Genomic DNA, 20,141 nt, shown 5'->3' with positions numbered 1-20,141 from the left:
CCCCGCCCCCCGCCGGCCACCCCCCACCGCCACCCCCCCCCCCCCCCAAAAACCCCCCCCCCCCCCCCCCCCCCCCCCCCCGCCCGGGGGCCGGGGCGCGCCCCGCGGCTCCGTCCAGGGGTCATGGGCGTGAATTCGGCCGGGGCGAGCCAGAGTCCGGCCATGTCAAGACTCGGTCTCTAAGCGATTGGGTTTGACCTTACCGGTACTCGAAGATCGACCTGAAAATTCCGGGCGCGATCACCGACAGCGGGTTGACGTCCAGTTTGGGCTTGTTGGCATTGCCCCTGAGCCGGTAAGTCACGCCGATCAGCCCGCGATCACGGCCATTGCCGAGCAGCGCGCCGAACAGCGGCAGTTCGCCAAAGATGCGGTTGATGCCGTAGACCGGCATGAAGGTGCCGGTCATGTCCATGTTGTTGTTCCGGTCATAGAGCGTGCCCTGGAAGGTGGTGCCGATGCGCGGGCCGCGCAGCACGCCATTAGCCAGCTTCAGATAGCCGGCGCCCTTTTCGATCTCGGAAAAGCCGCGCTCGAACTTCACCCTCGACGTGTCGATATTGGCTTTGACGGCTTCGTTGAGGCTGCGGCTGTCGCCGGCCGGCGTCGTCGATACAAGCGAGGCGAGTTTCGGCTCGTTGACCACGAAGAAATCATGCGAGTCGACCTGGCCCTTCATCGGCCCATCGCTTGCCCCGGCGAGCGCCAGGGTGATCGAGCCGCCCTCCATATGCTCGTAGATGTTGAGGAACCGCAGGATTGCGCCGGCGTCGGCCGACCGCACGTTGAGGGCGCGCTTGCCGGCGCCGGTCGTATTGCTGATGCTGATGGCAGCACCCGAACTTGCCGTGGCGCTCACCTTGAGCCCATTCACCCTCGAGCCGGCGGCGCTGTAGTCGAGCTTCAGGTTCGACAGCGTCTCGTTGTGGAAGCCGGTCAGCGAATTGACGTCGGCGCTGACCGAAATCGCGTCGGAGCCCGTGGCCTTGGTGGCGGTGTCGACATCGGACGTGAATTGCTTGATCAGCGAGCGCGCGTCCAGCGCGCTGCCGCTGATGTCGATCGCGTAGCCCTTGCCCGATCGTTTCACCGAAACGGCAACGTTGTCTCCCCGGTTCAGCTTGACGTTGCTGAACCGCGCCGAAGACAGGGCGCCTTTGACCAGCACAACGCCGCCATCGATCGAAAAGGTCTTTCCATTCAGGTCGAAGTCGGACAGCGTCGTGGTGTCGCCGGATTTGGCCATGGCAAATGTGACATTGGCTGGAATGCCGGGGCCCTTGCTCCAGCCTGCCCAGGGAATGTCCAGCCTCGCATTGGTCAGGTCCGCCGAAACAGTCTGGTTGCCCGTGCCGCTCTTGTCGATCTCAACCTTGACGGTTCCGGAAAGCAGCTCCGACAGGCCAGGCATGGCGGCGGCACGTATCTTGTCGTCGAGCATCAGCGCCACTTTTCGGCTGCGTGGCGGTCCGCCATCCCTGAGCGGTTCGATCAGGTCGAGTTCGGCTGGAATGCCGTTGAGCAGCGCCTTGGCTGATATCACCGCCTTCTCGCGTTCGACCGTGATCGAACCATCCGCGTCGGTCACCGTCTGGTCTTCGAACGGCTTGCCCAGCGACAGGTCTTTGTAATCGAGCGTCACCAGCCAATCGAGTTTCGAGCTGTCGACGCCTGACTGCAGCGGAATATCCGCCTTGACGTGGCCGGTCACCGTGCCCGACAGGTCGTCCGGCAGCAGGCCGACATGGCGCATGGCATTGATCGGCTCGTAGGAGGCGAGCTCGGCGATTGCGGACGCCTCCCCGGCAACGTCGATATCGAGCGCGCCGATCACCGGCGGGCGGTTCGCCGCCTTGATCGTCATCGTGCCGTTGCTTGCCGCCACCGTGCGGCCGCTGGCCATATAGACGCTGCCCGAGGACAAGGCGATGTCGACGTCGTTGCCGTGGAATTCGACGACGCCGACGGCATCGCGTATCGGCGGAATGCGACCGGCCGTATCGAAGCGCGATCCTTCGACCTGGAACCGGCCGAATATCTCATCTGATGAAAGCGGGATCCCGTTGCCAAGGCGCCCGGGCACGACCTGGAACTGCAGGCTGGCGTCGACGACGCGGCCGCCGAACAGGTTTTTCAGCACCCACAGGCGAGCGTTTCGCGCCGAAAACCAGGGCCACAATTGCTTGACATGCGAGACGGGCATATCGTGGACGTTGAAGGCTACAGATATGCCCGGCACCTTTCCCCTGGCGAACTCGACAGAAGCTGTGCCCAGCGCCTCGCTGGCGGACCCGGATCTGATCCCGATCTGCTCGGCCACCAGCTTGCGGCTGCGGGTCTGGTAGACGCCGGCCACCCGGGCGATGAAATTGAGCGCAGGTTCGGAGGATTCCGAAGGCGCCAGCGTCGAGCCGTCGCTGGTCAGGTCGTAGCGATAGGACGGCTCCTCGCCCGCTGTTCCAGTCGCCGGCTTCGGCCCGATCGAACCGGCGAACTCGAATGTCGAGCGACCGGTCCTCACTTGCAGCCGGTCCACCTGGACCTTGTTGGCGCCGGCGACAAGCGTCGCAGCGAGATCGACGTCTGCTGGAAGCGAGCCACGCGTGCCAAGATCGAGCACGGCACCGGCGAACGACAACGAGGCCGTCAGCCGCGACGCGTTCTCGCCGGATCCTTCCGATCCCGCCAGCTTCAAGGCAATCGCGCCAAGCGTCCCGCCCGGCGCTGCCGCAGCCTGGTCAAGCTGCGCTATCTCGACGCTGGCATCCAACGCCGTCACGCGCCGCGTCGTCGTATCGCGGCTCGCTGAGGCGGCGATGGTGAGTGCCCTGCCGTCGACGGCCGCGTCGGATGAAAACTCCATGCCGCCCGGCCCCGACTGCGCAACGGTAGCATCCGCGATCCTGACCAGTTTGACCAACCCGGCCTCGGGCTGAACGAGGTCGACATTGCGCAGCTCGATCCGGCGCATCTGCTCCTCGCGCACCGCATCGAGCGCGTGACCGATGCTGGCAAAGACCGTGCCGGCCAGCCTGTCCGGATCGATGAGGCCGTCATCATTGCGTAGCGCCGCCGTCCAGTCGCCACCCGACGGCAGCGCCGACATCACGATGCGCGCGTCGGAGATCCTGGCGCTGGTAAGCCGCACCTCGCCCGAAAGCAGCGGTATCAGCCTTACGCCGAAGCGGACACGCCCGGCATCGGCCAGCGGCTTGCCGTCGGCGGTCTTGAGGCTGACGTCGCTGACCTGCAGCGCAATGAAGCTCGATCCGTCGAGCGTGAGACGGGCCGGCCCGACCGCGACGTCGAGGTCGACGCCGGCCAATTTCTCGATGGCCGTTTCCGCCTCGGCCCGCAGCCGCTCGGTGCCGAAGCCGGACATGCCGATCGCATAGACAGCGGCGGTGGCCAGCAGCACAAGGGCCAAAAGGCCGGCAAACAGCCGCGCAAGAATACCAACGCCGCGGCCCTGGCCGAGCGGCGGTATGCGGCACGCGGACGGGAAGGCCCCCAGGTCGGTGATTTCATCACGCCTGAATCTGATCTTCTCGTGCTGCGGCTGCTCCTGATCCACACAATTTTCCGTTGAGCGAACTCGACCGTGGACGACTCCCGGTGCGACAATATATCGATGAGGCTTCGCGCGTAACCACAAACAAGGGCATCGATATGGCTGATCTCGACGTCGGCGACCTTGCGCCGCAGTTCGACCTTCCCCGCGACGGCGGCGGGTCGCTCAGCCTCGCGTCATTGCGGGGAAAGCCGGTCGTGCTTTACTTCTATCCGCAGGACGACACCACCGGCTGCACCAACGAGGCGATCGGGTTTTCGCAGTTGAAGCCGGAATTCGAAAAGCTCGGCGCGATGGTGATCGGCCTGTCGCCGGACAGCGCCCGAAAACACGACAAGTTCAAGTCGAAATACGATCTGACCGTCGACCTCGTCGCCGACGAGGAGCGCAAGGTGATCGAAGCCTATCATCTGTGGGTCGAGAAGCAGCTCTATGGCCGCCGCTATATGGGTGTCGAGCGCGCAACGTTCCTGATCGGCAGCGACGGACGGATCGCCCGGATCTGGCGAAACGTTCGCGTCAAAGGCCATGCCGAGGCGGTGCTGGAGGCGGTGCGCGCGCTTTGACATCAATTTCGGCTGTGGCCTGAACCCGTCTGAAGCACGGGGCGCCGAAGCAATCCGGCTTGCAACCCATGGGCTGCAAGCTGGGCGCCAGCAACCGACCGTTAACCTTAATGATGTGTAATCGGGCTTGTCGTTGGTGTCGTAACGAAAGCTTGGTCCTGTGAACGTAGCCAGTCAGTCAACGGTCTTTGGCAGGCGCAATGAGCCCCATACGGTCATTATCGCCCGGGGCAACGAGATCAGGCATTTCACCATACGGCCATGGGTTGCCGCATTTTGCGGCTCGGCGCTGGCGGCGATGGCGATAGGCTATCTGCTGGCGACCTCCTATCTCGTGCTGCGCGAGGACCTGATCGGCGCGACCACGGCACGGCAGGCGCGCATGCAGCAGGCCTATGAGGACCGCATCTCCGCACTGCGCGCCCAGGTCGACCGGATCACCAGCCGTCAGTTGCTCGACCAGCAGCTCATGGAAACCAAAGTTGGCGAGTTGCTGGAACGACAGACCCAGCTCAGCCTGCGCCATGGCCGCCTCGGCCCGCTCCTCGAACGCGCCGAGAGCGACGTCGGAACGCCGCCTGCCGCAGGCAGCGGCGCGTCCGCCATGCCGGATAAACGCGCCCCGGATAAACGCGCCGACGTGATCGACGCCCCGCTACAGGCCTATGCGGTTGCCAGCCTCGGCGCCAACCTTGGCGCTGGCGATGCCAGGCCGTTCTCGCTGTGGGCGACCCGCTCCGATCCGCTGCCGAGCGACACGGCGGCCGATCGTGCCGACAGGCTGTTCGTGTCGATCAACGCCGCGCTCAAGGCCATAGAGAGCCAGCAGATCACCCGCATCGCCACGCTTGCCGACAACGCCTACAAAAACGTTGATGCGATTTCTCAGGCGCTCGAGGCGGCTGGCCTGCTGGTCGACGGCGATTTCGGCAAGAGCGATGCCGGCGGTCCGCTGATACCACTCGACAGTTCGATGACCTTCGACAGCAAGGTAAGGGAACTCGACGAGGCGCTGGACGCGCTCGACCGGCTGAAGACGGAGGCGCGACGGCTGCCGCTCGCCAACCCCGCGCCCGGCCGCTCGGTCACCAGCCCGTTCGGCGTGCGCACCGATCCGCTCCTCGGCACCGCCGCGCTGCATTCGGGGATGGATTTCAGGGCGCCGACCGGAATGCCCGCCAAGGTCACGGCGCCCGGCGTCGTCGTCAAGGCCGGCTGGAACGGCGGCTACGGCCGCATGGTCGAGGTCGATCATGGCAATGGCTTTGCGACGCGCTATGGGCATCTCAGCAAAATCGACGTGACCGTCGGCAAGAGGCTCAATGCCGGCGACGTCATCGGCAAGACCGGCAGCAGCGGCCGCTCGACCGGCCCGCATCTGCATTACGAAATCCGCCACAATGGCGAGGCCATCGACCCGCTGCGCTTCCTAAGGGTCGGCAAGAAGGTCGCGCGGTATCTTTAGTCTCCGGCAGGGGTGCCTCTGACACGTCGGAGGCTTTTTCGGCTGCGAGCGTCGGTGCGGGACCTTTTTGATGCTGGCGGGACAGCGCCCCCCTCTGTCCTGCCGGACATCTCCCCCCACTTGGCCCCACTTGGCCCCACTTGGGGGGAGATCGTGCTCACGGCGGCTTTCGCCAATCTCCAACGCAAGAGGAGCGCCACCGGCGAAGCTGCCAATCTCCCCCTTGTGGGGGAGATGTCCGGCAGGACAGAGGGGGCGCGAAAGAACGCGACATAGCCGGATCGGAATTCTTTTTGAATTCCATTTGACTGAATAAATATTCGGTGCCACCCTCTTGTCTCCCAGGGATGCAAGACATGGCACTGCGGGGGACCAATCAGGAGTTTGGGCGGCCTTACAACAGGCGTATCGTCCTTGAGTCCATCCGCCTTCACGGTCCGATCGCCCGCGGCGACATTGCCAAGCGGGTCGGGCTCACCGTTCAAACGGTCTCGACCATCGTTCGCGAGCTGGAAGAGCACGGCTACGTTCTATCGATGCGCGAAGAGCCGCGGGGGCGTGGGCTGCCTCCGGCGACCCTGCGGATCAACCCGGAGGGCGGCTATGCCGTCGGCATCCACGTCACCCCGCTGGGTATCAATGCGGCGCTGATCAATTTGAGCGGAGACGTGATCGAGAGCGCCTACCGCGAGGCCCCCAACGCTACGCCCGACCATGCCTTCGATCTGATCGGCGCGATGGTGCTTGAATTGACCGGACTGCGGCCGGGCGGTCGCGTTCTCGGCATCGGCATGGCGCTGCCCGGCCCTTTCGGCGTGGAGTCGATGAGCTTTGTCGGCCCGACGACGATGACCGGCTGGAAGGACGTGGCGCTTCGGGAACGGCTGGAGGCCTCGACCGGGCTGCCCGCGTTTTTCGAGACCGACATGGCGGCCGCGGCAATGGGCGAGCGCCTCTATGGCCTCGGGATCGGGTATTCCGAATACTACTATCTCTATTTCGGTGTCGGTCTTGGCGGCGTCATGGTCCATGACGGAAGCGCGTTGCGCGGCGCCTGGGGAAATGCCGGCGAAATCGGACACATCCCTGTCGTGCCGGGTGGCGAGCCATGCCCCTGCGGCAATCGTGGCTGCCTCGAACGATACCTCTCGCTCGAGGCGCTGCGGCGCCGGAACATCAGCGACGCCGATTGGGTTGATGAAGTCGGGCCGATCTTCCGCAACGCCATCACCATCGTCGAGAACCTGTTCGATCCCGAAACCATCATCCTCGGCGGACTGGCGTCCACCGATCTGCTTGAACGGCTGGCCGGTTCGGTTGCCAAGCTTGCCAACTCGATCTCGGCGCGAAACGACCGCACGGCGCCGCGTGTCACTGTCGCACGCGGCGGCCAGCATGCGGTGCTGCGCGGGGCCGCCGCACTTGCCGTCTCAGGTGTGCTTTCGCCGCGCTTCGGCCAGATATTCACCGCCGAGCGCGAACGCGGGCGAGATATACTGCAAGGCAAGGGGATCGCGGCATGAGCGGAACTCAGCCTGGCATGAGCGGAGCTCAGCCTGGCATGAGCGAACCCCTGCTGGTGCTCGACAACGTCACCAAGAATTTTGGCGCGATCGAAGCGCTCAAGGGCATCAGCTTCTCGATCGGCAAGGGTGAGGTGGTGGCGCTTCTGGGCGACAATGGCGCCGGCAAATCGACGCTGGTCAAGATCATCGCCGGCGGCCTGGAGCCGACCTCCGGCCGCATGCTGTTCGAGGGCAAGGAATTTCTCGCCAAATCTCCCGCCGAGGCCAAGGCGGCTGGGATCGAGACCGTCTACCAGGACCTGTCGCTTTGCACCAATGTCGACGTAGTGGCCAATTTCTTCATGGGCCGCGAGATCACCAGGAAATTTCTTGGCGTTCCGGTGCTTGACGAACCCGCCATGGAGCAGGTGGTCGAAAAGGCTTTGGCCAGCGCCGGCACCCGCATCCCTTCGCTCAGGACCAATGTCGAGCATCTCTCGGGCGGCCAGCGGCAGGCCATCGAGCTCAACCGGTTCGTGCATTTTGGCGGCAAGCTCGTGCTTCTCGACGAGCCGTTCGCAGCACTCGGCGTCGAACAGACGCGGCGCGGCCTCGACATGATCCGCCAGGTGGCGAGGCAAGGCATCGGCGTCGTCATCATCACCCATATCATGCAACAGGCCTTCCAGGTCGCCGACCGGATCGTGGTGATCCGGCAAGGCGTCGTGGCCGGCGATGTCGCGCGCAACAAGACAAGTCCCGACGCGGTGATCGACATGATCACCGGAGAGACGCTCGCCGGTGCCGGACCGGCAGGCTGAGGGACAAATGAGGGGTCCGGCGCAAGAGGAGCGAACGACATGAAGAAAATACTTCTTTCCGTCTTCGGTATCCTGGCACTGGCCTTTGCCACGCTCACGCCGGCATTCGCCCAGTCCAAGGGCACCGTCTACTATCTGGTGCCGACATTGCTCGATGAATTCCAGACCGGCTCGGTGAGTGCCCTGGAGATGTTCCTGAAGCAGGTCGGCTACGAGATGAAGACGCTGAACGCCGATAACAAGACCGACGCTCAGCAATCGCAGATGAACGACGTCATTGCGCTCAAGCCGTCGGCGATCATTCTCGCCGCCGTCGATTTCAATGCGTTGAAGCCGTCGATCGAGGCCGCCCGCGCCGCCGGCATCCCGGTTGTCGAGTTCGATCGCCAGATCACCTCGACGCCATCCGACTTCACCTCGGTGGCTGGAACGGTCGAGATCGGCCAGATTGCCGCCGACCAGGCCGAAAAACTCTTGAAGGCGAAGCACGGATCGGTGAAAGGCAAGATCCTCCAGGTGCTTGGCGATCCTGGCGACCCCTACACGCTCGATATCCAGAAGGGTTTCGAGGAGAAGATGAAGGCGTTCCCGGACGTCAAGATCATCTCGGTTCCGGCCATGCAATGGGCGGCGGATGCAGCCGGGACCATCGTCAACGACCAGATGCTCGCCAACCCTGATATCGATCTGATCTTCAGCCACGCCGCCCATCTCTCGGTCGCCGCCGTCGCCTCGCTCGAGGCCGCCGGCAAGAAGCCGGGCGACGTCATGCTGATGAGCTCGAACGGTGCGCCGGTCGGCCTCGACCTGATCCGCAAAGGCTGGCTCAACGTCGAAGTCGAGCAGCCGCTCTACGCTCAGGCCGCCGCCGTCGCCATGTTCATGGACAAGATCGTCAACAAGCAGGAGATCAAGCCGGGCGAGTACGACGTGCTCGGCCTGAAGTCGGCCGTGACGATTGAAGCCTGGGGACCGAACATCAAGATCCCCGGCGCTGCGATCACCAAGGAAAACGTCGACAACCCGGCCTTCTGGGGCAACATGAAGCCGCCCTCGGGCACCGTGAGGCCGGTCGAATAGCAAAGTCGCCCAGGGCTCCGGGCCGCGCTGGCCCGGAGCTGCGCGTTCGAACGGACGCGCATGGCAAGCTGCAGCAATTTTCAATCCGCGCATGATCCTTTCCGAGAATCGATGCGCCAGCCGGATCAGCAGATGAATCCCCGCACGCGCCACGCCCTCGAGTTCGCCCTCGACAACCTCGTCTGGTTCATGCTGGTCTTCGTGCTGGTGGTCTTCTCCATCTCCATTCCGAACTATTTCCAGCTCGGCATCTTCGCCAACATCATCGAGGCGTCGAGCGTGCTTGGCGTCATGTCGATCGGCCTGGCGCTGGTCATCATCACCGGTCACATGGACCTGTCGGTCGAATCCGTGGCGGCGCTCAGTGCCATGGCGGTCGGCATCCTGTTCTGCTCGGCAGGTATCGGCCTTGGCGTTCAATTGCACCCGGAATGGCTGATGGTTCCGGTTTCGCTGCTGATCGCCCTTGCTGTCGGCAGCATCATCGGCGCCATCAACGGCTACCTGGTCGTCAAGGTGAAGATGAGTGCCTTCATCATCACGCTGGCGTCCTACATCTGGGTGCGCGGCCTCGTGCTGGTCATTTCCGGCGGCCGCTCGGCACAAGACCTTGCGCCGGCAATCCGCTGGTTCGGCATTCAGCGCCTGCTTGGCCTGCCGCTCACCGCCTGGATCGCGATTGCGTGTTTCGTGGTCTTCTCGCTGATCATGGCCAAGAGCCCCTTCGGCAGGCACTTGATCATGATCGGCGGCAACGAGACCGCAACCTTCCGCGCCGGCATCCGCGTCAACCGCAACCTCGTCATTGCCTTCGTTCTCGCCGGCGCCATCGCCGGCCTTGCCGGCTGGCTGCTGGCGATCCGCACCTCCGGCGCCACCGCCAATCTCGGCGTCGGCCTGCTGTTCAACGCCTTCGCCGCCGTCGTCATCGGCGGCGTCAGCCTGAAGGGTGGCGTCGGCACCCTGCCCGGCGTCTATGCCGGCGTGCTGTTGCTGTCGGCCATCAACACGGCGATCAACCTCATGGGCCTGCCGGCCAACTTCACCCAGGTGATCCATGGCCTGCTGGTGCTTGCCGCCGTGCTGCTCGACGCGTTCAAGCAAACCATCCGCCAAAGACTGGCATGAGAGGGGGGCTGGCATGACCGGGCGTCCACAGATCGGAAGACTTTCGGACAAGGTCGCGCTGATCGTCGGCAGTGCCCGCGGCATCGGCAAGGGCATCGCACAGCGCTTTGCCGAAGAGGGCGCCAAGCTGGTGCTGGCCGATACCGAGGTCGAGGCCGGGCAAGCGGCCGCGGACGAAGTCGGCGCCGCCTTCATCCACACCGACATCTCGCAGATGGCCGATGCCGAAGCCGCCGTTGCACTGGCGCTCGACCATCACGGCCGTCTCGACATCATGGTCCAGAATGCCGGCATCTATCCCTGGCAATTGCTGGAAAACACCAGCCCGGAGGACTGGGACCGTGTCATGGCGGTCAATTTGCGCGGCAGCTTCAATGCCGCCCGTGCGGCGCTCGTTCCGATGAAGGCGCAGCACTTTGGCCGCATGCTGTTCACCTCCTCGATCACCGGTCCGCACGTCACCAGCCCCGGTCACGGCCACTATTCGGCGACCAAGGCCGGCATCAACGGCCTGATCCGTTCGGCCGCTCTCGAATTCTCGGGCTATGGCATCACCGTCAACGGCGTCGAGCCCGGCAATATCCTCACCGAAGCAATCCAGCTGCATCGCGGCGCCGCCTATATCAAGAACATGGAGGACTCCATACCGCTCGGCCGCCTCGGCAGCCCGCGCGACGTGGCCAATGCCTTCCTGTTCCTGGCTTCGGACGACGCCAGCTACATCACCGGCACGACCATCATCGTCGATGGCGGGCAGCTGCTGCCCGAAGGCAAGGATTTCCGGCTGCTTCCGCCATGATCCGCGCCCGATAAACTCGATTCGCCGCCCAATACTTCAACATCGGTTTACCCGAAGCTGGTAACAGCAGCTACGCTGGTTTTCATGATCAAGCAAAGGGCCTGCCTTGCCGCTGCGTTACAACTCTCCTTTCGACCACCACCGGAGCGAGTGCAACTGTAGATTGCGCAGCTGCGGACAGCTGCCGTTCGCCGGAACGGCCGATAGGGAGCCAGGCCTTGCCATGGTCTGGAAACGCGGGGACTCTGGTGCCGGGAGCCGGGCTTGAGCGTCATTCGCGCCTTGGAAGGTGCCGATCTTCCGGCAGTCGCAGGCATGTTTCAACGCGTGCTGCGCAAGGAGCGGACCGAAGCGCCGGCCGCGCTCATCGACTATATGAGACGGTTTTATCTGGAGGCGCCGGGTTGCGGAGGCGATCTCCGGTCGCTTGTCCATGTCAACGACGCCGGCCGCGTCTCCGGGTTCGTCGGCGTTCACGTGTTGCCGATGCAGTTCAACGGCAGGCAATTACGCGCCGCCATCTGCAGTTCGCTCATGGTCGAGGATCATGAGCGCGACCCGATGGCCGGCGCCCGCTTGTTGAAGGCTTATCTGGATGGTCCGCAGGATATCTCGTTCAGCGAGACCGCCAACGACATTTCCACAAAATTGTGGACCCGGCTGCGCGGCGTTGTCCTGCCGCAATACAGTCTCGACTGGGTGCGCGTGATGCGGCCGGCGAGCTTTGTGCTCGGCCTTTCCGCCAGTCGCATGAAGCTTGCCCGAATGCTCAGTCCGTTTGCCAATACCCTCGACCGGTTTTATTGCAGGCGAATGAAGTCCAGCGAACGACGCTGGTCCGGCGTGGCGGCAGACGGGGCAGGCCATGGAGCCTTTCGGACATCGCAAATCGACGGCGACGCATTTGCCAGGCTCGTCGAACCATTGACCGCCCAGTTCGCCCTGCGCCCGAACTGGGCGGCAGGCCAGATCCATCATATGCTGACCGATGCGGCACAAAAACCGGAGCTGGGCGAGCTTGTCTATGTTTCCGTGGCATCGCCGGTCGGCACCAATGTCGGCGCATTCGCCTATCACGCACGGGCAGGTGGAATCGGTCGGGTGCTGCAGATCCTCGCCCTCCCCGGCCAGGCGGGTTCGGTCATCGACTGCCTGATCGATGATGCCGCCGTACGCGGCGTCAGCGGCCTGCGCGGACGCATTCAACCCGCACTTCTGGAAGCAATGCTGGGGCGACGCATCGCTTTCCTGACCGTTGCCTCGACCGTGGTGCATTCACGCGATCCAGAGCTTTTGAACGCCATGAAGAACTCGCAAGCTTTCCTGAATGGGCTTGCGGGCGAGCAGTGGAGCCGGCTGGGTCACTTCACCTGAAGCGTTCAGGCCTTTGCCTTCGCTCAGCTGTCAGGAGTTTCTTGACTATGCCAGGCGGTCATGAATGCCCTGCGATATGTTCGACAAGGCGAGGTGCTTCCTCGGCGATCGCCAGGATGGTGCCTGACTTGCGTGTGGAGGCGAAGTCCAGCCCTGCGAAGTAAAGTCCCGGCAGGGCGGCCACGCCATCCGCATGAACAGGCTGTCCCGCGCTGTCGAGCGCACCGGGAAGCCTCATCCAACTGAAATCGCCCTTAAAGCCCGTGCACCACACCACGCTCGTTACGCCGGAGCGGGAGAGATCGAGCGAACCGACCGTCGGGTTCGGCTGACGCATCGCGACCGTCTCCGCCGGGTCGGGCTCCGCAACGGGTGCATCGATCCCCATGCGGCTGATATAGTCGTCGACATGGCGTCTGACATTTTCGGAGGCTTCATCCGCAAAGCGGGCATTCGCTTCGAGATCGTCGGCAAACGAGAGGCTGCCGCCATACTCGATGCCGATGAGACGCCCAAGCAGCACGACACCCTGGGCGCTGAGCGCCTGAAGGCTTATCGTGCGCACCGACCCGAGCACACCACGCGGCGGAATGCGTCCCGCAAGTCGAATGACCTCCTCCCGGCGCACGTCGAGAAACCCGCTTTCGAGCAGCCAGACCATGATGTCGCGACCCCGGTAGCGCCGTGGAAGCCGTCCGACACGACTGGTCGCAAGGAAGACCGTTCGGCCCTCATCCGCCAACTCCTCCGCGATCTGGGCACCCGATTGGCCGCTTCCGACCACCAGCACCGCTCCATCGGGCAGATCGGCAGCGCTGCGGTAGCCGGAAGCGTCGATCTGGCGGAGCGCGGGCGACAGCGCGGCGGCCCAGACCGGGCGCACCGGACAATTCAGGCTGCCGCTTGCGACGATCACATTGCGCGCCCAACGCGTGCCGTGTGAGGTGGTCAGCCGATAGGCGCCATTCTCGTGCGTGAGTTCGCTTACCGCAGTATCCGGTTCGATCGGCAGCGCGTTGCGCCCGGCGAAATCCTCAAGGAGAGAGACGAACTGATCGCGCGTCAGGGCACCATCCGGATCCGGACCGTCATAGCAATCGCCCGGCATGACGGTCTGCACGTTGGGAGTATTCATCCGAAATAAGTCCCATCGCTGTGTGCGCCAGGTCTCTCCTATGCGGCCCCGCTCCAATACGCTGTGGCGCAGCCCCCGTCGCGCCAGCCAACAGCTAACACCCAGGCCGGCCCAGCCGGCCCCGATGACGACAGCATCGAGAACATCGCCGCCATCGGTCATTTGCTGCGGTGATCTCATAATCGCCCCCGGCAATCTCGCCGCGCAGCATTAAGCCTTGTCCACGGCAACTAGTCCAGCACCGCCGATTTCCGTCCGGCTGGCCGAGCGCATTCAAGACGGACAGGCGGAACATCGGTCACCCTGAAGCGCTCGCCGTGGCCAGGTTGGAGAAGCAGGTCAGGTATCGACTTCCTCGACCTCATCAACGAGTTGCGGGCGCAGGTGCAGGTAGCGCGTTGCCTTGCGTTTGGCGGCGATGTCGGCCCAGACGCGTTCCACCTGCGAGGCGTCCAGTCCCGCCGCCTGCCCCACCACTTCGGCCGCCACGCCGTTGTTGAGGCCGCAAAGGCAAAGATCCATGCGGTCATAGGGAAGCGAGAAGTAGAACTCCTCCTGCGTCTGCGCCAGCGAGTAGGTATCGGTGGTCGGCGGCCGATTGCGGATTTCCTCGGGCACGCCGAGATAGGCCGCGAGCGCATAGACCTGCGTTTTATAGAGGTGCGCGATCGGCTTGACGTCCGCCGCGCCGTCACCGTTCTTGACGAAGAAGCCCTGATCGTATTCCAGCCGGTTGGGCGTTCCTAGAACGGCGAAGTTTAGCCGGTCAGCATGAAAATATTCGATCTGCTTGCGGGTGCGCTGTTTCATGTTGGTGGCGGCGACGATGCCGAGATAGACCGGCAGCGGCATTCTTATTTTGGTCTGCTTCCCCTTGGGATCCTGCACCACCAGCGACGAAATATTGTAGCCCTCATGCTCGAGGGCGTTCGCAATCACGATCTTCGAGGCCCAGCCTTCGCCGTAGTCCGGGACCAGTTCGCGGATGAAGGCGTCGCGACGCTGATAGCAGCCCATGGCGCGCAAGGTCGGCCCGATATCCTCCACAATGGCCTCGACACCGAAAGTGCCGGCGACAAGGCGGCCGAGCCGCAGACTTTCCGGATCGGAATCGTTTTCCGGCATGAAGAGGCACAGTACATTCTGTGGCCCGACGGCTCGCGCCGCCAACGCGACCGAAACGCTGGAATCGATCCCGCCGGAAAGACCGAGCACCAGGCCGCGCTTGCGAATGCCGCGCAACTGGTTGCGCAAGGCGGTCACGATCCTGTCCGTTTCGGCGCCGGGGTCGATCGCCAGAGCCTGCGCCAGAACGGTCGGCGCGTCATCTCCGGGGCGAACGCTCATTGCGCGGCCTCCATCATCTCTGCCGCAAGCCGGCGGCTGACCTTGCCCGTATCCGTTTTTGGCAATTCCAAGGGGAATTCGATGATTTTGGGGACCATGAAGTCCTCGAGGTGACGGGCGCAGTGGCGCATGACATCCTTTTCGCTGAGCTTCGGGTCCGAGCGTATGACGAGCGCACCGATCGCATGACCGAGCAGCGGATCCGGCACGCCGACGACAACGGCCTCCGTGATGCCGGGATGGGCGTGAAGCACGGCTTCCACTTCCTTCGGCGCCACCTTCTCTCCCCGCGTCTTTATGATGTCGTCCTTGCGGCCGACGAAATAGAGAAAGCCGTCCTCATCGGTCCTGAACAGGTCGCCGGTGTAGAGAACCTTCTCCCAACGGTTCGGGCCCGGTCGCAGCGCTCGTTCGGTCGCAGCTTCGTTGCGCCAATACCCCTGCATGACGTGCGGTCCGCGAATGACCAGCTCACCCGCCACACCTGGCGGCACGCGTTGCCCGTTGTCGTCGACGACAAAGGCTTCGGTGTTCGGAATGGCTATGCCGACCGAACTCGGCCGGTGGTCGAGCTCCTCGGGCGGCAGATAGGTGCAGCGCTTGCATTCCGTCTGGCCATACATCGAATACAGCCTGACATCGGGAAAAAGGCAGCGCAGACGTTCGATATGGGCCGGCGGCAAGGCCGCCGCCGTGTTGGAAATATAGCGAACGCTGGGCAGGAAGCCCGGTTCCAGGTCACGCATCTGCAGGATCATCGCTGCCATCGTCGGCACCAGCGGAAGACCGGTGACGCTCTCCTCGCGGATACGCTCAAAGATCGCCTGAGGAAAGGCGAAGGATTTTTCGAGCACGAGCGTGGCGCCGAGCCTGACGGCCATCAGCAACTGATAAAGGCCATAGTCGAAGGCGAGTGGAAGCACATTCAAAATGATGTCGTCGGACGTGTTGCGCAGATAGGTGGTGATGGAGTCCGAGGCCGCGTCGCAATTGCGGTGCGTCATCATCACGCCCTTGGGCCGGCCGGTCGAGCCCGACGTGTAGATCAGCATCGCCAGATCGACGTCGATGCCACGGTGGTCGATCTCCCCGGCTGCGAGCGTCAGGCAGTCGGCCAGGGATGCAGCCCCCACCGGGCTTTGGCCATCGGCACCGACGGTCGAAGCCACGAAGATGCCGGTGTTGCCGCCGCAGGCCTCGGCGACCACGGGCATCAGTTTTGCCTGGGTGAGGATCGCGGCAGCGTCGCAATCGGCAAGGATGTAGGCAAGCTTGTCGGCCTTGGTCGATGGGTTGACCGGGATGAAGGTCGCCCCTGCCTTGAGGACGGCGTAAATCGAAACCGCGGCCTCCCAGCAATTGTCCATGAAAACGACGACCCGGTCATCGCGCCTGACGCCGTTCGCGAAAAGCGCAGCGGCAAGGCGGCTCGAGAGATCGCCCAGTTCTTCGTAGCGCAGCCTTTTCTGCCCGGTGATTAATGCCGTCTTGGCAGGTTGGGCAGCGGCATTCGCGGCCAGAAAATGTTCGATCCGCACGGAACGCTCCTCGCCGATCGGGCCTAGACTGCCGGCGCTTTCGCCTTGATGAAGGACGAAATACGCTCAATCGAATCCAGGTTGGCCGGCACGATGTCGGTATCGACCATCGCAATACCGAAGGTATCCTCGATGAACGCCACGAGTTCGACCACGGCGGTCGAGTCGATGATGTCGTTCTCGATCAGCGAGGCTGTATCTGCAAGTTCGTGCGACGTGTCGCCGAACAGGAAATTGTCGACGATGAAGGCTCTGACCTTGTCCTTGATTGTTATCATCATTTTTTCCTTCCCTGGATTTGCTCAGGCTGCTCTTGCTGCACCAGCCTCTTGGCCGGTGAAATTCTTCTGCCACAGTTGCGTCGACAAAATGCCGACGAAGGCAGCGTTGTCGCGAAACCCTGACGATTGCTGCGTGCGGCATTTCTCATGAAGGCTGGCCACTGCCTTGGCGTTGAACAGTCCGCCGGCAGCGATGCTCGCTTCACTCAGCAGATCGCTGACATAGTCCAGTTCGCCGGCTCCAACGAAGGAGCGGGCTTCCGGAGCCCGGTAGGGCTGCTTGGCACGCTCCCGGATCGCGTTGGGAAGCAGATGCCCCGCCGCTTTGCGCAATATGTGCTTTTCGACCAGTCCCTTCAGCTTCATTTCAGGCGGAAGTCTTGCGGCAAATTCCACCAGGCGATGGTCGAGGTAGGGAAACCGCCCTTCGATACCATGCGCCATGGCCATCCGATCGCCTTGGCTGGAGAGGATGTAACCCGGCAGGAGGAAGCGGCTTTCGAGATATTGCGCCTGATGCAGCGGGTGCCACAGGGAAAAAGCCTGGGGCAACCGGCTGACCAGTTCCTCGGCCGCATCATAGCCCTTCAACGTCGCGCGCAGGTCACCGGAAAAGAAAATCTTCGCCGCCGCCGTGGTCTTGAAGCGCGGCCGATGCGAGAACAGCGGATCGTCGAGCGCAGCGTTGCCGGCGCCGAAGAACGCCGCCAAATACTCCACGGACTGCTGTTGCAGACCCGGCAGATAGGGATAAAGCCTGCGGAACAGCTGCGGCCTGATGCGCGATGCCGGCTGCCGTGCGCAGAACCGACGCACACGCGCTTCTCTAAAGATATCGTAGCCGGCAAAAACCTCGTCGGCGCCCTCGCCGGTCAGCACCACTTTCAGGCCAGCCTCGCGAACGAGGCCGGACAACTGGTAGAGCGGGGCTGGGGCGGTGCGGATGATCGGCCGCTCGGCAAAGCGGATGACTTCGGGGAAGACGCCGGCGATATCGCCGGCCTGGCAGGCAATGGTTCGATGCCGGGAGCCAATTGCTGACGCCATCTCGATCTGGAAGGCGCTTTCGTCGTGCTCGGCGCTGTCGAACGTCACCGAAAATGTCTGCAGCTGGAGAGGGGTCATGCCGGCGGCAAGCGCCGAGACCAGGGATGAATCGAGCCCGCCCGAAAGATACGAACCGACCGGCACGTCGGCGCGCATGCGAAGCCTCACCGCATCGCTCAACAGCGCCTGCAGTTCCTCGGCCGCATCGTCCTCGTTGGTGAGCTTCGACGGCGCGTCCCGATGCGGATAGTCGAGGCGCCAATAGCGCTTGATCGTGACTTGCTCCGGTGTCGCGATCATCACGCTTGCCGGCTCCAGCTCGTGGATATTGCGGAAAGCCGTGCGGGGAGCAATCGGCGCCCACAGCGTAAAGACCTGGTCGAGTGCGATCGGATCGATCTCGGCCGAGACGCCGGGGACCTTCAGCAGCGCCTTGATCTCCGACGCGAAGTACAGCACGCCGTCCCTGTTCGTGTAGAACAGCGGCCGGACACCCATCCGGTCTCGGGCAAGCACCATGCGCCGACGCCTGTTATCCCATATCGCGAAGGCGAAATCGCCGTTCAGAAGCGACAGGCAGTCTTCGCCCATCTCGTCATACAGGTGCAGGATGACCTCGGTGTCGCTCGACGTACGGAAGCGCCGGCCCTTGGCGATCAGCCCTTCGCGTAGTTCCAGGTAGTTGAAAATCTCGCCGTTGAACGCAATCGTCAAATTGCCTGACACGTCGGACATCGGCTGCTGGCCATCACCGATGCCGATCACCGACAGCCGCGCATGGCCGAGCCCGGCGTCGGCTGTCATAAATTTCCCTTGTTCATCCGGCCCGCGATGGGCGATCGCAGCGATCATCCGCGCAAGCAAAGCTTCCGCATCCCGGATCGAACCGAAATAACCCCCGAATCCGCACATTGCCATGACTCATATATCGGTGAGATACGGAACATAAGCTCGATAGCTGGCTCAAGCGTTAACCGGATAATTTCGGCTAACCGCATGGTTAACAACAATTAAAAGATAAGGTACTTTTTTGTTCTATTATCTCTTCCCGGATTGAGAAGTATATTTCAACGCTAAACGCAATTTTTGTTCGAGCAACGGCGGCGCGATAGCGTTGCCCCGCTTGACCGACTCGCGCAGCGACTCCAGTCCTCATCGGAGGTAGCTGATAGCACAGTAAAGGCCGATGACTGGAGAACAGGTGTGAGGCAGCCCAATGCGGCCTTCGCGATCAGTCTAGCCAAAGCTCCTGCTTGCGTTCTTTAAAGCCGAGCACACGTTTGCTATCGGTCCACCGTGCGACCTCGCCCTCCATTCCATCCGGGTCCTTGAAGGTCACTAGACGGACAGCGCCGAAATCTGTAACGGTCCCATCCGAAGCGCCAGCCTTCACTAGACGTCGCCTGACTTCCTGCAAGCGCTCTTCATCGTCTACCTTCAGCGCGAGATGATCTATGTGACCTCTCTTGCCCATCTGCATCGACCCATCTTCATACCCCGTTGGTTCCGGCATTTGGAACGGATGAAGGGCAAAGCCACCTCCAACGTCGATAAGTGAGTGACGAAGAGTGCCGCCACCGGGACCGGGCTCGGACAGGTCGAACTTCGTTTCCGCGTCGAAGATTTCTCCATAGAAGCGAATGAAACGGTCCATGTCGTGTGTGAACAGCGTCAGATGGTGCGCACCAACGGTTACAGGCATCCCGAACCCTCCCTTGCCGATAATGTGACGAGCATACCATTTCGCATTGAACTGGGCGACCTGGGGCCGCGGTACATCACTGAACGCGAACGGGCCGATTCGGTCCGCAAAGGCTGTTCGATACGGGTTTCGTGGCGGCTGCTGAACCGGAAAACCTCAAACCCTTGAGAAAACATGGTGGGCGATGACGGGCTCGAACCGCCGACATCTTCGGTGTAAACGAAGCGCTCTACCAACTGAGCTAATCGCCCGCTCCGGGGCGGACCTTTAAGCAGTTAGGACGGGGTTCGCAAGGCCAAATGAGCGCACGACGGCCTCGCCGCTGGTCGTTTTCGGCGGCAAAATCCGGCTCGTCAAAAAACCTTCTGCTGTTTGCTGTTATGCTGTCGCGCTCCGCTTGACACCCGGTGGCTTACGCCTTATCCACCGCCCCAACGACGAACACGGCTGACCGTGCTCGTCTTGCGCGGGTGTAGCTCAGTTGGTTAGAGTGCCGGCCTGTCACGCCGGAGGTCGCGGGTTCGAGCCCCGTCACTCGCGCCATTTTCAATCACTTAGCTGATTGGAAATGTAAAAAACTCTGAATGCCGGACCGGCAATTCAGATATTCGGGTCGACCTTGGCGCCCGATAAATTTCAGCGCTTGGCCTGATTTTCAGAAACCTGTTCGATCTGGCTCATCACCGCTTGCGGATCGACGCTCTGAGCTAGGGTCAGGACTCATTGATCCAGAAGATGAATGTGGCGGCGAAAGCGATAGCGGACAGGAAGGTGTGAGCGCA

General features: G+C 62.9%; 15 protein-coding genes and 2 tRNA genes. 9 read left to right on the top strand and 8 right to left on the bottom strand.

Annotated elements, in window-relative coordinates:
* Positions 1-199: 199 nt before the first annotated feature.
* Complete coding sequence (locus AC0L3D_RS33365; protein WP_473647216.1) at positions 200-3,574, bottom strand: hypothetical protein; 3,375 nt, start codon at positions 3,572-3,574, stop codon at positions 200-202.
* 95 nt (positions 3,575-3,669) lie between these two features.
* Between AC0L3D_RS33365 and AC0L3D_RS33360 the strand changes: the two genes are divergently transcribed.
* The 8 genes from AC0L3D_RS33360 (at position 3,670) to AC0L3D_RS33325 (ending at position 12,309) form a co-directional block, all read left to right on the top strand.
* Positions 3,670-4,137, top strand: coding sequence for a peroxiredoxin (locus AC0L3D_RS33360; protein WP_473647215.1), 468 nt, complete (start codon positions 3,670-3,672; stop codon positions 4,135-4,137).
* Positions 4,138-4,297: 160 nt separating this feature from the next.
* Positions 4,298-5,602, top strand: a complete 1,305-nt coding sequence (locus tag AC0L3D_RS33355) for a peptidoglycan DD-metalloendopeptidase family protein (RefSeq protein ID WP_473647214.1) — start codon at positions 4,298-4,300, stop codon at positions 5,600-5,602.
* Positions 5,603-5,958: 356 nt separating this feature from the next.
* Positions 5,959-7,125: an ROK family transcriptional regulator gene (locus AC0L3D_RS33350; RefSeq protein WP_473647213.1), complete on the top strand. Its 1,167-nt coding sequence runs from the start codon at positions 5,959-5,961 to the stop codon at positions 7,123-7,125.
* A 38-nt stretch (positions 7,126-7,163) separates the two neighbouring features.
* The gene (locus AC0L3D_RS33345; RefSeq protein ID WP_287295945.1) at positions 7,164-7,928 is read left to right on the top strand and encodes an ATP-binding cassette domain-containing protein; all 765 of its coding nucleotides are present in this window, start codon (positions 7,164-7,166) and stop codon (positions 7,926-7,928) included.
* A gap of 39 nt (positions 7,929-7,967) precedes the next feature.
* Entirely contained in the window at positions 7,968-9,008 is a 1,041-nt protein-coding gene (locus AC0L3D_RS33340; protein ID WP_473647212.1) for a sugar ABC transporter substrate-binding protein, read from the top strand.
* A gap of 132 nt (positions 9,009-9,140) precedes the next feature.
* On the top strand, positions 9,141-10,136 hold the full coding sequence (locus tag AC0L3D_RS33335) for an ABC transporter permease (protein ID WP_473647211.1): 996 nt from the start codon (positions 9,141-9,143) through the stop codon (positions 10,134-10,136).
* Positions 10,137-10,149: 13 nt separating this feature from the next.
* On the top strand, positions 10,150-10,935 hold the full coding sequence (locus tag AC0L3D_RS33330) for an SDR family NAD(P)-dependent oxidoreductase (RefSeq protein WP_473647210.1): 786 nt from the start codon (positions 10,150-10,152) through the stop codon (positions 10,933-10,935).
* 264 nt (positions 10,936-11,199) lie between these two features.
* The gene (locus AC0L3D_RS33325; RefSeq protein WP_473647209.1) at positions 11,200-12,309 is read left to right on the top strand and encodes a hypothetical protein; all 1,110 of its coding nucleotides are present in this window, start codon (positions 11,200-11,202) and stop codon (positions 12,307-12,309) included.
* Positions 12,310-12,367: 58 nt separating this feature from the next.
* On the opposite strand, the gene AC0L3D_RS33320 is transcribed toward AC0L3D_RS33325, so the two are convergent.
* The 7 genes from AC0L3D_RS33320 to AC0L3D_RS33290 form a co-directional block, all read right to left on the bottom strand.
* Positions 12,368-13,606: a flavin-containing monooxygenase gene (locus AC0L3D_RS33320; protein WP_473647217.1), complete on the bottom strand. Its 1,239-nt coding sequence runs from the start codon at positions 13,604-13,606 to the stop codon at positions 12,368-12,370.
* 177 nt (positions 13,607-13,783) lie between these two features.
* The gene (gene nadE, locus AC0L3D_RS33315) at positions 13,784-14,791 is read right to left on the bottom strand and encodes an NAD(+) synthase (protein ID WP_473647208.1); all 1,008 of its coding nucleotides are present in this window, start codon (positions 14,789-14,791) and stop codon (positions 13,784-13,786) included.
* Positions 14,788-16,329 (bottom strand): class I adenylate-forming enzyme family protein, encoded by a 1,542-nt coding sequence (locus AC0L3D_RS33310; RefSeq protein ID WP_473647207.1) that lies wholly within the window; start codon positions 16,327-16,329, stop codon positions 14,788-14,790. Before AC0L3D_RS33310 ends, nadE begins: the two co-directional genes overlap by 4 nt.
* A 23-nt stretch (positions 16,330-16,352) precedes the next feature.
* A complete protein-coding gene (locus AC0L3D_RS33305) occupies positions 16,353-16,610 on the bottom strand; it encodes an acyl carrier protein (RefSeq protein WP_473647205.1) in 258 nt (85 codons plus the stop codon).
* 21 nt (positions 16,611-16,631) lie between these two features.
* The gene (gene asnB, locus AC0L3D_RS33300) at positions 16,632-18,569 is read right to left on the bottom strand and encodes an asparagine synthase (glutamine-hydrolyzing) (protein ID WP_473647204.1); all 1,938 of its coding nucleotides are present in this window, start codon (positions 18,567-18,569) and stop codon (positions 16,632-16,634) included.
* A 319-nt stretch (positions 18,570-18,888) separates the two neighbouring features.
* The gene (locus AC0L3D_RS33295) at positions 18,889-19,359 is read right to left on the bottom strand and encodes a VOC family protein (RefSeq protein ID WP_473647202.1); all 471 of its coding nucleotides are present in this window, start codon (positions 19,357-19,359) and stop codon (positions 18,889-18,891) included.
* 175 nt (positions 19,360-19,534) lie between these two features.
* Positions 19,535-19,610: transfer RNA gene (locus tag AC0L3D_RS33290), tRNA-Val, on the bottom strand.
* A gap of 215 nt (positions 19,611-19,825) precedes the next feature.
* Here AC0L3D_RS33290 and AC0L3D_RS33285 point away from each other — a divergent pair.
* Positions 19,826-19,902 (top strand) — tRNA-Asp (locus tag AC0L3D_RS33285).
* Positions 19,903-20,141 lie beyond the last annotated feature (239 nt).

The organism is Mesorhizobium sp. WSM4837, from assembly GCF_055811435.1.
Note: the sequence above shows the minus strand (reverse complement) of the source record. Positions and strands in the feature narration are given on the sequence as shown.